15 protein-coding genes are annotated in these 13,075 nt (G+C 62.9%); 7 read left to right on the top strand and 8 right to left on the bottom strand.

The annotated features are described in order from the left end of the window. Positions 1-2 precede the first annotated feature (2 nt). Together AC6CH8_RS12350 and asd are read left to right on the top strand one after the other, a co-directional pair. A complete protein-coding gene (locus AC6CH8_RS12350) occupies positions 3-227 on the top strand; it encodes an NF038396 family protein (protein WP_498190837.1) in 225 nt (74 codons plus the stop codon). A 108-nt stretch (positions 228-335) separates the two neighbouring features. Next, the gene (asd, locus tag AC6CH8_RS12345; protein ID WP_091469060.1) at positions 336-1,478 is read left to right on the top strand and encodes an aspartate-semialdehyde dehydrogenase; all 1,143 of its coding nucleotides are present in this window, start codon (positions 336-338) and stop codon (positions 1,476-1,478) included. A 108-nt stretch (positions 1,479-1,586) separates the two neighbouring features. Here the strand turns inward: asd and AC6CH8_RS12340 are convergent, their stop codons facing one another. Beyond that, positions 1,587-2,717, bottom strand: coding sequence for a winged helix DNA-binding domain-containing protein (locus tag AC6CH8_RS12340; protein ID WP_498190835.1), 1,131 nt, complete (start codon positions 2,715-2,717; stop codon positions 1,587-1,589). A gap of 85 nt (positions 2,718-2,802) precedes the next feature. Between AC6CH8_RS12340 and AC6CH8_RS12335 the strand changes: the two genes are divergently transcribed. Further along, positions 2,803-3,282 carry a hypothetical protein gene (locus AC6CH8_RS12335; RefSeq protein ID WP_017200236.1) on the top strand — a complete coding sequence of 160 codons (480 nt, stop codon included), beginning with the start codon at positions 2,803-2,805 and terminating at the stop codon, positions 3,280-3,282. Here the strand turns inward: AC6CH8_RS12335 and AC6CH8_RS12330 are convergent. The 7 genes from AC6CH8_RS12330 to AC6CH8_RS12300 all read right to left on the bottom strand — a co-directional run bounded on the left by AC6CH8_RS12330 (position 3,279) and on the right by AC6CH8_RS12300 (position 8,839). Then, the gene (locus tag AC6CH8_RS12330; RefSeq protein WP_178997240.1) at positions 3,279-4,346 is read right to left on the bottom strand and encodes a UDP-N-acetylmuramate dehydrogenase; all 1,068 of its coding nucleotides are present in this window, start codon (positions 4,344-4,346) and stop codon (positions 3,279-3,281) included. The genes AC6CH8_RS12335 and AC6CH8_RS12330 overlap by 4 nt on opposite strands. Positions 4,347-4,364: 18 nt before the next feature. Beyond that, a complete protein-coding gene (locus tag AC6CH8_RS12325; protein WP_498190832.1) occupies positions 4,365-5,696 on the bottom strand; it encodes an MFS transporter in 1,332 nt (443 codons plus the stop codon). Then, positions 5,693-6,130: a MaoC family dehydratase gene (locus tag AC6CH8_RS12320; protein ID WP_091469068.1), complete on the bottom strand. Its 438-nt coding sequence runs from the start codon at positions 6,128-6,130 to the stop codon at positions 5,693-5,695. Before AC6CH8_RS12320 ends, AC6CH8_RS12325 begins: the two co-directional genes overlap by 4 nt. A gap of 2 nt (positions 6,131-6,132) precedes the next feature. Next, positions 6,133-6,582: an FAS1-like dehydratase domain-containing protein gene (locus AC6CH8_RS12315; protein WP_024817634.1), complete on the bottom strand. Its 450-nt coding sequence runs from the start codon at positions 6,580-6,582 to the stop codon at positions 6,133-6,135. 57 nt (positions 6,583-6,639) lie between these two features. Next, on the bottom strand, positions 6,640-6,864 hold the full coding sequence (locus AC6CH8_RS12310) for a DUF3188 domain-containing protein (protein ID WP_054809088.1): 225 nt from the start codon (positions 6,862-6,864) through the stop codon (positions 6,640-6,642). A 188-nt stretch (positions 6,865-7,052) separates the two neighbouring features. Then, positions 7,053-7,973, bottom strand: coding sequence for a DUF2797 domain-containing protein (locus AC6CH8_RS12305; protein WP_498190829.1), 921 nt, complete (start codon positions 7,971-7,973; stop codon positions 7,053-7,055). Between the two features lie 2 nt (positions 7,974-7,975). Then, positions 7,976-8,839: an HpcH/HpaI aldolase/citrate lyase family protein gene (locus AC6CH8_RS12300; protein ID WP_091469072.1), complete on the bottom strand. Its 864-nt coding sequence runs from the start codon at positions 8,837-8,839 to the stop codon at positions 7,976-7,978. A gap of 378 nt (positions 8,840-9,217) precedes the next feature. On the opposite strand from AC6CH8_RS12300, the gene AC6CH8_RS12295 reads away from it, so the two are divergent. The 4 genes from AC6CH8_RS12295 to AC6CH8_RS12280 all read left to right on the top strand — a co-directional run bounded on the left by AC6CH8_RS12295 (position 9,218) and on the right by AC6CH8_RS12280 (position 13,060). Continuing rightward, positions 9,218-10,243: an ABC transporter substrate-binding protein gene (locus AC6CH8_RS12295; RefSeq protein ID WP_498190827.1), complete on the top strand. Its 1,026-nt coding sequence runs from the start codon at positions 9,218-9,220 to the stop codon at positions 10,241-10,243. Positions 10,244-10,245: 2 nt separating this feature from the next. Next, a complete protein-coding gene (locus tag AC6CH8_RS12290) occupies positions 10,246-11,133 on the top strand; it encodes an ABC transporter ATP-binding protein (protein ID WP_498190825.1) in 888 nt (295 codons plus the stop codon). Beyond that, a complete protein-coding gene (locus AC6CH8_RS12285) occupies positions 11,133-12,062 on the top strand; it encodes an ABC transporter permease (RefSeq protein ID WP_498190823.1) in 930 nt (309 codons plus the stop codon). The genes AC6CH8_RS12290 and AC6CH8_RS12285 overlap by 1 nt, the downstream gene beginning before the upstream one ends. A 65-nt stretch (positions 12,063-12,127) precedes the next feature. Next, entirely contained in the window at positions 12,128-13,060 is a 933-nt protein-coding gene (locus AC6CH8_RS12280; protein ID WP_498190821.1) for a TauD/TfdA dioxygenase family protein, read from the top strand. The last annotated feature ends 15 nt before the right edge of the window (positions 13,061-13,075 follow it).

The raw sequence follows: 13,075 nt of genomic DNA, 5'->3' as shown, positions 1-13,075 counted from the left end.
GCATGCTGAAAAAACCTGAAACCTTGTTCGTGCTGGGCTATATGCTGCTGCCGCTCTTCGCCCTGATATCTGCCATTGTGGGCCTCACCATGATCTTGGGCGGCAACAGGATTGCCGGGATTATCGTGCTGATCGTTGTCACGCAGGTCTTTACGTTTGGTGCTTTCTTTGCCCTGCGCAAGCGCAAAGCCCTCCTTCTCCAGGAACCCGACGCCAGCAGCCGCTAGCCACGCGCGTCAGCCTCCTGGTTCCGCCACAGCGAGTGCCGTCGTCGTGCAGCGTGTGCGTGACGTAACCAACAGCGGCAGTTCGCTCCGAAAGTTTAGACTTGGTGAATGACTACAGCAGCTAATCCGTCCGTTGGACTGGTCGGTTGGCGTGGCATGGTCGGCTCCGTCCTGATGCAGCGCATGCAGGAAGAGAACGACTTCGCCAACATCAACCCGGTATTTTTCTCCACCTCGAACGCAGGAGGTGCCGCCCCGTCCTTTGCTGAGGGGGCCGGCAAGCTCGAGGATGCGTTCGATATTGAGACGCTGGCCAAGCTGCCGATTATTGTCACCGCCCAGGGTGGCGACTACACCAAGCAGGTCCACGGCGAACTCCGCAACCGCGGCTGGGATGGCTTGTGGATCGATGCTGCTTCCACCCTGCGCATGAACGACGACTCGATCATCGTTTTGGACCCCATCAACCGCGATGTCATCGACGCCGGCCTGTCCGGTGGGGTGAAGGACTTCATCGGCGGCAACTGCACGGTTTCCTGCATGCTGATGGGCCTCGGCGGTCTCTTCAAGAACAACCTGGTCGAGTGGGGCACCTCCATGACATACCAGGCAGCTTCAGGTGGCGGCGCCCGGCACATGCGTGAACTCCTCAACCAGTTCGGCACCCTCAACAACGAGGTCAGCAGCGAACTGGACGATCCTGCATCGGCCATCCTCGAAATCGACCACAAGGTCCTCGCTGCCCAGCGCACCGGCGTTGACGCCACCCAGTTCGGCGTGCCGCTGGCTGGCTCCCTCATTCCGTGGATCGACGCCGATCTCGGCAACGGCCAGTCCAAGGAAGAGTGGAAGGCCGGGGTGGAGACCAACAAGATCCTCGGCACCGGCAATGGCACCGCAGGCAAGGACCACATCGCCATGGACGGCCTGTGCGTCCGCATCGGCGCCATGCGTTCCCACTCCCAGGCCCTTACGCTCAAGCTGCGCGAAGACCTGTCCGTGACCGAAATCGAGAATCTCCTGGCCAAGGACAACGAATGGGCCAAGGTTGTTCCCAACACCAAGGAAGCCTCCATGGCTGACCTGACGCCCGTGGCCGCTTCCGGCACTCTGGACATCCCTGTGGGCCGTATCCGCAAGCTCGAAATGGGCCCGGAATACATCAGCGCCTTCACCGTGGGAGACCAGCTCCTGTGGGGTGCAGCCGAGCCGCTCCGCCGCATGCTCAACATTGTGACAGGCAAGCTCTAATCCTGCCCGGCTTAGCACGTCGCTAACCCGCTGTTCCGTTGCTGCCCAGCAACGGAACAGCGGGTTTTCGACGTCTTAGGGGTTCTGCCTGGCACTCTTCCGGCGGGTTCAGCCGGCCATGAACTTCAGGTAGGCACGGCCCTGGGCTTGGAACGAACGCTCAGCGGCCGGACCCAGATGCCCCGTGAATGGTTCAGGCACCACACCTATGGTCTTTCCGCTCACGGCCCTTGCCCACGTTCCCACCACTTCTCCGCCGGACACCATGATTCTTTTGAAGACTCCATTCTTGCCAGGCACCACCAATTCCGCATGCTCGGGAGCCAGCACGAGGTCCCGGTCCTGATACCCGAGCAAGAATTCATCGAACCCCGGGAGCGCCAGGAACGAGCGCGAGCCGGGGACGCCGTCGTCGAGCATTTCTGCTGTCTCCGGCGAGAGCCAGTAACTAGTGCCACCGAACTGCAGCTCAAACAGGCGGCCATGTACCTCGTTCAGGGCTTGGCGCGCTTCCGTCAGGGGCACTTGGCTCCACCACGAAAAATCCTTGATGGTTGCGGGGCCGTGACTCTGGAAGTAGCGGAACAGCAGCTCGACAATTCCGTCCTCGCGTCCCAGCTGCCTGGACTCCGGAATCCACTCGTCGAACGGCGCGAACAGCTGCTGCACGCCCACTTTGCCGTTGGTCCCTGCCATTGGCCCTTGGACCAGCCACGCACGTTGGCAGAGGCTCCCCAGCAAGTGAATGCCACGTTGCGCCTTGGTGAGCTGGCCGGCTTCCTCGAACGCTTGGAACAACTGCTCCCGTGTGGCTCCTGGCGCACCCCCTGCTTTAAGGACCTCAGTGGTTTTGAACGCGATGTCCCGGCAATGGCTGATGTCATCGGGCGTGATGCCGAGTTCACGGTGGCGAGCTGCCAGTGAATTCATCAGTCGGTCGCTGGTGATACCCAGAATCCAGCGGAGGTCCTCGGGGGCAACCAGGTGCAGTGTCCCGCGCATGGGCCACGAGCGGACCACTGTCCCGGCGTCGAGGGCGGCCCGGACATCCGACGCAACCGTGCCCGGAACACGCTGGCCTACTGCCCACAAAGCTGAGCCGAGGTCCTGCGCCTGCATGGCCGTCATCCACCGGACCGCGTCCGAAACTGTAGTGAAGCCGCTGCCCAACAGGCCTTGGCTGGCGAGCCGCAACCGACCCATGACGCGCGGAGTGGGAGTGGTTCTCTCGGCAGGCATGCTTCATCCTAAAAGGACCGGCCAGCACAGGGAACCTTGCCGCGCCTCCCAGCCGTCACCCAGCAGTAGATCCTAGGATGGGTTCATGCTTTTTGGTGATCTTGCTCCGTTCGTGCGGCCGATGAGCCGGTGGTTGGCTACCGCCGGCTGGTTCTGCACGCTCGCCGGGCTCGGCGCCGGGCTGATCGTGGCGGTGGGTACCGGCGTGAGCCTCTCCCCTTCAATGCAGGCCATTCAGACGGTCAGCCTGGTGGCAACTGCGGCAGCCGCGCTACTCATCGGAACCGCTGCCGCCACCCAGCCCGTAGCCGACCGCGACGACGACGCCCCCGAACCCTGGTTCTACCCGGCAGCCGCAGCCCAAGTCCGCAGCTTCCTGCTCGGAGCGATCGTCCTGCTCCTGGGTTTAGTTGGCTTCGCCACAGCCGGGCTGTTCATGCCCAGCGGCCCGTCGCCGCAAAGTATCGCGTTCAGCCAGATCTTCCTGTTGGGAGCGGTCAGCTGCGGCCTCACGTTCCTGCTGCTCAACAAGGTCCTGCCGATAGCCGAACGCCGCACTCGCTAGAGGTTGACGCCGATCAGCAATGGTTCCGGGTGCAGTTCAATGCCAAAACGCTCGACGACGCCGGAACGCACCTCACGCGCGATGGCCACCATGTCCGTAGCCGTTGCTGAACCCCTGTTGGTAATGGCAAGTGTGTGTTTGGTGGACAGGGAAGCCCGCCCACCGGAGACGCTGGATTCCTCAAGACCGAAGCCTTTACCAAATCCCGCCTGATCTATGAGCCACGCAGCGGAGAGCTTCACGAGCCCGTCGTCGCCAGCGGGATACCTTGGCGCGTTCTCCGGCAGGGCTGAGGCACGCTCCGCCGGCACGATCGGGTTGGTGAAAAATGAGCCCGTGGAATAGGTGTCGCGGTCTGCTGAGTCCAGGACCATGCCCTTGGACGCGCGGAGCCGGAGGACTTCCCTGCGCACATCATTGGAGTAGGCGCGCTTGCCTGCCTCGACGCCCAGTACACGGGCCAGCTCGGCGTACTTGATGGGGGCACTCATCCGTCCCAGCGGCAACTGGAACTCCACTGTCAGCACCACGTAGCGGGGCGAGCCCTCAACTGTGGTCTGCTTCAGGATGGAATCGCGGTATCCGAACTTGAGCTCGGAGTTGGTGAATGTCTGCACTGCGTTGCGTTCGCGGTCCCAGGTACGGACAGCTGCAATGGTCTGTGAAACATCGGCGCCGTAGGCTCCTACGTTCTGCACGGGGGTGGCTCCGGTCGCTCCCGGAATACCGGACAATGCTTCCAGGCCTGACCAGGCGTGAAGCACCGTGTGTTCCACCAGGGCGTCCCAGTTGTGGCCTGCCTGCACTACGACGGACACGCCTCCACAGCTGTCTTCGGAGTTCACGGTGAATCCTTCGGAGGCGATTCGGAGAACGGTACCGGGGTAGCCTTCGTCGGAAATCAGGAGGTTGGAGCCACCGCCGATGATCAGGAGTTTTTCACCGGCAGCGTCGGCCGACCGGACGGCGTCGATAATTTCTGCCTCGGTGCGGGCCTCAACATAGTTGCCCGCGGGGCCGCCGACGGCAGCAGTGGTCAGTTCGGAAAGCAGCGTTTGGGTCACCAATCAAGCCTAACGGGCTTAGCTGGCGTGCGCTGACTTCGCCTTCTGTTGACCGGCCAATGGTGCCAGGAAGAAGCTGACCACCAGCAGTACCAGGGGTGCCAGCAGCGAATGCAGGATGCCGAAATGTTCGGCCAACAGCCCCAGGAGCGGAGGTCCGCACAAGAAAGCGCCGTAACCAATGGTGGACACCACTGACACGCGGGCCGCCGCGTGCACAGGATCGTCGGCAGCGGCAGACATCCCCACGGGGAATCCGAGTGAGGCACCAAGGCCCCACACCGCCAAGGCTACAAACGCGAGCCATGGAACCGGAGCAAAAACAAACAGCGCAAGGCCCACGACGGCGGTGGCCGAGCACCAGCGCATCACCACTACACGTCCAAATCGATCCAGGATGACAGTGCCAGTGAAACGCCCGATGGTCATGAAGGTGACGAAGAGCCCATAACCGACAGCCCCAGCGGCATCGGACTGCCCGTAACCATCAGCGAGTGCCAGTGCAACCCAGTCCCCCGCGGCTCCTTCGGCTAACGCCAAGCCGAGGACCAGGACGCCGATCAGCAAAGTCCTTCGGTCACGCCAGGCAAGGGCCACGAGCCGCTTGTTATCCAGTGGAGCGGCGGCTTTGCCGGCGTCCGTCTGAGGGCCGGCCGCGTCTCCGGAGATGATGGGCAGCGGGCCCGTGGACGGATCCTGGAAAGTGTCGGTTTCTTCGGCGCGGTACGTGTGCGTGGCTGCAGCGGTCTTTTCCGCACGGAACCAGAAGGTTGCGGTAACCACGGATGACGCTACAACCACACCCGAGATCAGGAAATGCCAGAACACCGGCATATGGATGGCAGCGGCCCAGGCACCGAACCCCGCAGCGGCGACGGTTCCGAGGCTGAAAGCGCCGTGCAAGTGCGGCATGATGTGCCGTTGCAATTCGCGTTCAAGCGAGGCCCCTTCCACATTGGACGCAGTGTTCCAACTGGCCGTACCCAGACCCAGGACTACCAAGCCTGCGGCCACCACCAGCGGATTGGCTGCCATAGAGGTGCCCACACCCACGATGACAAGGCCCGCACCCACCATGCAGCTGCCGATCCTCGTGGTCAGCTTGGGACCGAGCCGCAACACAATAAGCCCCGAGGCGGAGATCGAAATGAACGAGGCCACCGTCATGCACATGAGCAAGAGGCCGATGCCACCAGGCGTGAGATTCAGCCCGTCACGGATGGCAGGGAGCCGGGAAACCCAGGTGGCGAACGCGATACCGCTGGCCCCATATGAAGCAAGAACAGCGGCGCGCCACCGCGACATGTCAGTCGAAGTAGCGCGCCGTTGAGTGGTGTTCGGTTGGTTCAAGAGACCTTCACAACCGCCTGCGACTTCATGAGGACCTTCTGTCCGCCCGCAACGACGGTGAGATCAATGCGTGCGGTGCGGGCATCGGCGTCGAGCGCTCCCACCACGCCGGTGACGTCGATGACAGCACCCGCCTCATCGGTCCCGGTAGTGTCGGTGACGAGGACGGGCTTGGTGAAGCGGGTCTGGTAATCGACGACGGCGGCGGGGTCGACTGCCCAGTCGCTCACCAACTGCACTGCGGCACCCATGGTGAACATGCCGTGCGCGATGACACCCGGCAGTTCCACGGAGGTTGCGAACGATTCGTTCCAGTGGATGGGGTTGAAGTCGCCCGATGCTCCGGCGTACTTGACCAGGTCCTGACGGGTGACGTCAATGCTGCGGGTGCCGATTTCCTGGCCGACCGTCAGTTCTTCGAATGTTGGGCTCATGGTTACTGTCCCTCTCCGCGGACCAGGATGGACGAGGTTGTGGTGGCGACCTTTTCGCCGGCTTCGGTGGAAATCTCAGAGCGGGTGGTGATCATCGCTCCCCCGCCCATGGCCCGGACGCCGTCAACATGCAATTCGGCAACAAGGCGGTCGCCGGCAACGATGGCTCGGTGGTGCGTGAAACGCTGGTCGGCGTGGACCACACGGGAAAAGTCGATGCCCGACTCCGGGTCCTGGACCAACTGGGCGTCAGCACGCTGGGCGACGATGATGGCGAAAGTCGGCGGGGCTACGAGGTCACTGTGGCCCAGGGCCTTGGCTGCCTCAACATCAAAATGCGCCGGGTTGCTGGCTTTTACAGCCTTTGCGAACTCGCGGATCTTTTCACGCCCGACGTCGTATACCTCTGCGGCAGGGTAGCTTCGGCCCTGCAAGTCCGGATTGATACTCATGGTCCAACCCTATCGGCCCCGGGAGCCCGGACGCAGCGGGTTGCTTGGGTGAAGAGGTTACTTCTTGTAGCTCTTGCGGATCTTCTGGCCCCGAACCACCAGTCCGGCGACGTGGAGCACCAGGCCGACGCCAATGACGGGCAACGAAGCAATGGCCAGACCTTGGTTGCCGGAGGTATTCCCCACAATGGACAGGATGAGCCCGACGGCGATCAGCCCCATGGCGCTGAAAACCAGCACTTTGTAAGACGTAGAGGCCGTAGCCCAAAATTGTTCCAGCACCATCCAAGTCTACGGGGTGCGTTGCGAGGCCTACTCTGCACCCTAAAACCCCGAAATACCCTGCAAAGCGGGCCTCACAACGCAAAGGGGGGGCGTTGCGAGGCCTACTCTGCACCCTAAAACCCCGAAATACCCTGCATAGCGGGCCTCACAACGCAAAGGGGGGGCGTTGCGAGGCCCACAACGCATTAGAACAAGGAGTCCTGCAGCGCCGGGATTTCCGTGGTGTGCGGGCCGAACTCGATCTTGCGGCCCTTCAAAGCACCCAGGTCCGCCACAAAACTGCCCTCTACCTCGTTACCCGAAGCATCCGGGAGGCCCGCCAAGGCGATCGCCCCCGACAGGGAGCGGATCCGCAAACCGTGCCCGCCGCCGTCGAACGTTGCCGGGTATGCGTGGCGACGGACCCCTTCGGCAGCAGGAACACAGAGCCGCTCCGCAAAGGCGGGCCGCTCCCACTCTTCCTCCACAACGGAATAGCCGGTCATCGCCAAACCACCTAGAAGCTCGCGCACCCGGCCAGCGTGCTGACGGTTCAGCGTCAAAAGCTCGACGCCGGCACGCGGCTCCACGAGGCCCGCAGCCTTGGAAGCGGAGCGGACTTGCTGGACGAGGCCAAGCTCGCGCGTCACCAAGTCCTCGAGAACACGAACGACGCGGCCGTCCTCGGTGTGCGCCACATAGGCAGCGTGGACAGCGCCCTGTTCGGCGAGCCGTTTCCACTTGCGCGGAGCAGAGGCCGTACCCACTTTGCTGGCACCGTTGGCGAACGTCGCCACGTAGAGCCAGTGCGGTTGCATCACGTAGGCACGGAGGCCGGTGGGTACGGACGTGCCGCGGTGGAAGTCGTGCATCAGCCGGGAGTCGTCCCGCGCGAAGCAGGCTCCGCATTGCTTCCCACGCTCGGCTGGAGAACCGCTGCGGCACGGGACATGCGTCCGATCCCCGGGGCCGTGGACTTTGGTGTGGCCAAGGCACCACAATCCGGGGATTACGCGAAGGCCCAGGGCTGAACCCTGGACCAACGCAACGTCACTGAACTCCGCGTCCGGCGTGAACATTCGCAGCGAAGGGGACGAAGTGTCCCAAGCGACCCCGTGGACAAGCATGCTTACAGCGAAGGCTGAACTCCGAAGGCCACTGCGAGCTTCATGATCTTCTCAGCACGGCCCAGGCGCGGGAGGTCGGAACCATCGCGGATGACGCGGCCGTTGGCCTCGAAGTCGTTCATGAAGTCCGTGGCCCAGGCGACGTCCGAAGGCGTGGGGCTGATGACCTCGTTGATCACGGTGGTCTGGTCGATTGCCAGGCAGAGCTTGCCGGTCATGCCCATGGTCACGGTGATGCCCGTCTGCTCACGCAGGATGGGGTGGTTGGTGCCGACGGTGGGGCCGTCGATGGGGCCCGGCAGGTTACCAACGCGGCTGGCGACGACGAGCTTTGCGCGCGGGTAGGCCATGGCCTCCGGGGTGGCCGCCATGCCGGTGTCGCGGCGGAAGTCGCCGGAACCGAAGGCAAGCCGGAAAGCACCCTGTGCACGGGCGATGTGGTTTGCTTCCTCGATGCCGAGGGCGGACTCAACCAATGCGACTACGGGAGTCTTGCCGTCCATGCGGTGGTAGGACTCTGTGACCTGGTCAGCGGACTCGGTCTTGGCGAGCATGACGCCGAGCAGGCCCGGGGTGCCACGCAATCCAGCAAGGTCGTCGGCCCAGAATGGGCTGGTGGCGTCATTGATGCGGACCCACGCCTTGCCACCGGAGGTCAGCCAGTTGACCACGTTCTCACGGGCAATGTCCTTCTGGGAAGGATCAACGGCGTCTTCGATGTCAAGGATGATGGCGTCTGCCCGTGAACCCGCGGATTCGTCAAAAAGCTCCGTCTTCATGGCATTCACAAGGAGCCATGAACGGGCAATGTCGGCGGGAATATTGCGGGTAGGCCGAACAGATTCGGCGGCGATGCTAGACGTCATGTATCTACCGTATCCGTCCGGCACCCCGCACAGCGAAGAATTCCACCCGGTTGTGAGGATCAATACGAACTAAACCCCCATATGACTGTGGGGTCCCGCAGTATGAACGCCCGACGGCGGGACGCGCCAGTCATATCCGGCCCACCTGTCGCTGTTGTTCACAGGGCTCAACACGGCGTCTTTGTGTCCCAGGGTTGCCGGGAATGGCCCCGGATTTCGTTCCATTTCGGGCTGTTTCGCAGGGTTTCCGGGAGTTACCGCCGCACTTCCCAGTCGGCGTCGGGATGGGTTTACATCGTTCCCAAGCCGTTGCAAGGCTCCCAAGCACTTGCCTAAGCCGGCCACCCAACAGATCACAAACCATCGAAAGTAGCTCCCATGAAACTGCATCTGCCCCTGCTGAGCGTCGCGGCCGCCGTCGTACTAGGGCTGACGGTGTCCGGTTGCGGCGGTGCAGCCGAAGCCGGGCAAGGCGCTCAAGCCGGCAACGAAATCACGGAACTCCGGTACCAGGGCTGGGCCAACCAGGTCACCTTCCCGGAATTGGCGGAAGACCTTGGATACCTGGGTGACGTCAAGCTGAAGTGGGTGGGAAACACCACCAGCGGCCCCCAGGACATCCAGTCAGCGGCCACAAACCAGACCGATTTTGGTGGCGCGTTCACCGGCGCCGTCACCAAACTCATCGAAGCCGGTGCGCCCGTGAAAGGCGTCATCAACTACTACGGCGCGGACGAGAAGAACTTCAGCGGCTACTACGTGAAAGCGGACAGCGCCATCAAGGAACCGCGGGACCTGATCGGCAAGAAGATCGCCGTCAACACACTCGGCGCCCACCATGAAGCCGTCATCAACACGTACCTGACCAAGAACGGGCTCAGCCAGGACGAGATCAAGCAAGTCCAACTGGTGCCCCTCGCGCCGAATGACACCGAAGAAGCCATCCGCCGCGGACAAGTGGACGTGGGAACCTTGGGCGGCGTCCTGCAGGACCGGGCCATCGAGGCCGGTGGGTTGAGGTCCCTGTTCAACGACTACGAGCTGTTCGGCACGTTCGCCGGCGGCCAGATTGTGCTCCGCAACGACTTCATCGAGAAGAACCCCACCACTACCCGGACCTTCACCACGGCCATCGCAAAAGCACTCAAGTGGGCCACTGAAACGCCCCGCGATGAGGTCATTGCCCGCTACACCAAGATCATCGAGAGCCGTGGCCGCAATGAGAGCACAGCCAACCTGAAGTTCTGGAAGAGCCCCGGCGTTCCGGAAAACGGTGTGGTCAAGGATGAGGACTTCACCCGCTGGGAGGCCTGGCTGAACTCGTCGGGAATCGTCAAGGACAAGCTCACGCCTTCCAAGTACTACACGAACGAGTTCAACGAGCTCGCTGCAGCGAAGGGATAGCCATGACCGCCAAAATCAGCCTCCGGAACGTCACCAAGGAATTCACGGTCCGGGCCACCAAAACCACAAGCGCCACCCGCCTCACCGCCATAGATTCCTTGAGCCTGGACGTTCGCGACGGCGAGTTCCTCACCCTGGTAGGGCCCAGCGGCTCGGGCAAGACCACGCTCCTGGACCTCCTGGCCGGGCTCTCCACCCCGACTTCCGGTGAAGTCCTGGTGGATGGCAAAGCCGTCACCGGGCCGGGCAAGGACCGCGCCGTGGTGTTCCAGCAGTATGCGTTGTTCCCGTGGCGGACGGCGTCGGCCAACGTCTCCATCGGGCTCGAAGGTGTGGGTCCGGATGGCAAGAAGCTGAATCGCCGCGAACGCGCCGCGAAAGCCAGCGAATACCTGGCCCTGCTGGGGCTCGCGGGCTTCGAGGACCGCTACCCTCACGAACTCTCCGGCGGTATGAAACAGCGTGTTGCCATCGCCCGAAGCCTGGCCTACGAGCCGGATGTGCTGCTGATGGACGAGCCGTTCGCAGCCTTGGACGCCCAGACCCGCGAGCAGCTTCAGGATGAGCTCCTCAGGATCTGGAAGGCCACCGGCAAGACCATCGTCTTTATCACGCACGGCATCGATGAAGCTGTGTACCTCGGCGAGCGCGTTGCTGTGCTGAGCGCCCGCCCCGGCCGGCTCAAGGAAATCGTGGACATCAACATCCCGGACCGCGACGGCGACGAGGACATCCGTTCCAACCACGCCTTTGTGGAGCACCGCCACCAGGTGTGGACTCTTCTGCACGACGAAGTCCGCCGGGCCCAGGACGCCGGGCACCGCAAGATCCTGCCGGACGGCAGCGCACCGGACGAACCGGCAACCATCACCGAACGGAGCGCCACCTGATGACCACCACACTCACTCAAGCCGAAACTGCCGCCACAGCGCCCAAGGCGGGTACCGCGCCTGACCCAAGTGACGCCGTCGAACGTTCCGTTACTCAGGTGGCAACTGAAGAGCGTACGACGCCGGCACCCGGCATAGCGCGACGCGTCGCCGGAGCCGTGGGGTCGGGTCTGTGGAAGTCCGCAGCGGTCCTGGCTTTCCTGGCACTGTGGGAGCTTGGACCTACATATTTGGCGAGCCCGTCCACCCGGGTGTTCCTCCCGCCGCTGCACGAAGTGCTGCTGGCCTGGGGCAAGCTCTTCGAAGCAGGCACCATCCAAGGCCATATCGCGGCCAGTCTCACCCGGTCCGTGGCCGGCTTCGGCGCAGCCCTGGTGGCGGGTGTCTCGCTGGGCTTGCTCATCGCTTGGTACGGACGCCTGAACTCGGTGCTGAACCCGTTCTTGGAGCTTTTCCGCAACACAGCGGCGCTGGCTCTTCTTCCCGTGTTCACGCTGCTGCTGGGCATCGGAGAAGAATCCAAGATCAGCATTGTGGCGTACGCCGCCTTTTTCCCGGTTCTCCTCAACACCATTGCCGGTGTGAAGACCGTGGACCCGCTCCTGATCAGGGCCGCCCGCTCCTTGGGGCTCAACAGCTTCAGGCTCTTCCAAAAGCTCATTCTCCCGTCGGCTGTACCAACGATCTTCACGGGCATTCGCATGGCCGGCACCGCCTCCATCCTGGTGCTGATCGCCGCTGAAATGGTGGGAGCCAAGGCTGGGCTGGGTTACCTGATCGTGAATACGCAGAGCAGCTTCCTCATCCCGGATATGTACGCGGGCATCCTCACAGTGTCCTTGCTGGGGCTCGGCGTGAACTTCCTGCTGGTTGCCCTTGAAAAGCACTTCTCCCGCTGGCGGACCGCTGTTGGCGCTGCCGCTTCCTGAACCACCCCGCGGCACCTGCCGCAACCATCACAACAAGATCCATCTCAACAAGTAAGGAACACGTCATGACCGTCATTACCGAAACCAAACTCGAGTTCGCCAAACTCGGCTCCCGTATCGGCGCCGAAATCCGTGGCCTGGACATCAGCGGCGACCTGGGTGAAGAAACCATTGCGCAGATCCGGGCAGCCCTGAACGAGCACAAGGCACTTGTTTTCCGCGAGGCCAACATTCTCACGGACGAAGCCCAGGTGAAGTTCGCCAGCCACTTCGGCCCGCTCACCAAGGCGCACCCGACGGTCGCTTCGGTGGACGGCGAAGAGAATGTCCTGCCCGTGGACAGCGAGAATGGCTCGGCCAACAATTGGCACACGGACGTCACTTTCGTGGTCAACCCGCCGCAGGCCTCCACACTGCGCAGCATCGATCTCCCCGCCTACGGTGGCGAGACCCTGATCGCGTCCTCGGCCGGGGCATACCAGGACCTTCCGGAGGAGTTGCGGAACTTCGCGGACACCCTGTGGGCCATCCACACCAACGACTACGACTACTCGGTGCCCAAGAACCTTGAGCACTCCAACGCGGAAGAACGACGCAAGGAATTCACCCGGCTGAAGTTCGAAACCGCCCACCCTGTGGTGCGGGTCCACCCTTTGACCGGCGAGCGCGGATTGTTTATTGGGGGCTTCGCGCAGCGGCTCAGGATCGTGGGCCTGTCCAACACCGAATCCAAGGACATCATCCGCCTGCTGCAGGCCTACGTGACGCGTCCGGAGAACGTGGTCCGGGTGAACTGGGAGCCCAACCAGGTGGTCCTGTTCGATAACCGCATCACGCAGCACTACGCACCGGACAACTACGACGGCCAGCCCCGCAAGCTCAACCGTGTGACCATTGCGGGCGACATTCCCGTCAGCATCGATGGCAAACCCAGCCAGGCCATCCAGGGTGACTCGAGCACCTACTCCGTGGTCGCTCCGATCAGCCGCGCCTCGTAGTATGTGTTGCTGTTG

Source organism: Paenarthrobacter sp. GQ52, assembly GCF_059759005.1.
The sequence above is the reverse complement of the archived record's forward strand: the minus strand, read 5'-3'. Positions and strand labels throughout refer to the sequence as shown.

Bases quoted from the DNA above. Each gene is read 5' to 3' on its own strand.
- AC6CH8_RS12350 (WP_498190837.1), top strand. From the start codon at position 3: ATGCTGAAAAAACCTGAAACCTTGTTCGTGCTGGGCTATATGCTGCTG.
- asd (WP_091469060.1), top strand. From the start codon at position 336: ATGACTACAGCAGCTAATCCGTCCGTTGGACTGGTCGGTTGGCGTGGC.
- AC6CH8_RS12340 (WP_498190835.1), bottom strand. From the start codon at position 2,717: ATGCCTGCCGAGAGAACCACTCCCACTCCGCGCGTCATGGGTCGGTTG.
- AC6CH8_RS12335 (WP_017200236.1), top strand. From the start codon at position 2,803: ATGCTTTTTGGTGATCTTGCTCCGTTCGTGCGGCCGATGAGCCGGTGG.
- AC6CH8_RS12320 (WP_091469068.1), bottom strand. From the start codon at position 6,130: ATGAGCCCAACATTCGAAGAACTGACGGTCGGCCAGGAAATCGGCACC.
- AC6CH8_RS12315 (WP_024817634.1), bottom strand. From the start codon at position 6,582: ATGAGTATCAATCCGGACTTGCAGGGCCGAAGCTACCCTGCCGCAGAG.
- AC6CH8_RS12305 (WP_498190829.1), bottom strand. From the start codon at position 7,973: ATGCTTGTCCACGGGGTCGCTTGGGACACTTCGTCCCCTTCGCTGCGA.
- AC6CH8_RS12300 (WP_091469072.1), bottom strand. From the start codon at position 8,839: ATGACGTCTAGCATCGCCGCCGAATCTGTTCGGCCTACCCGCAATATT.
- AC6CH8_RS12295 (WP_498190827.1), top strand. From the start codon at position 9,218: ATGAAACTGCATCTGCCCCTGCTGAGCGTCGCGGCCGCCGTCGTACTA.
- AC6CH8_RS12290 (WP_498190825.1), top strand. From the start codon at position 10,246: ATGACCGCCAAAATCAGCCTCCGGAACGTCACCAAGGAATTCACGGTC.
- AC6CH8_RS12285 (WP_498190823.1), top strand. From the start codon at position 11,133: ATGACCACCACACTCACTCAAGCCGAAACTGCCGCCACAGCGCCCAAG.
- AC6CH8_RS12280 (WP_498190821.1), top strand. From the start codon at position 12,128: ATGACCGTCATTACCGAAACCAAACTCGAGTTCGCCAAACTCGGCTCC.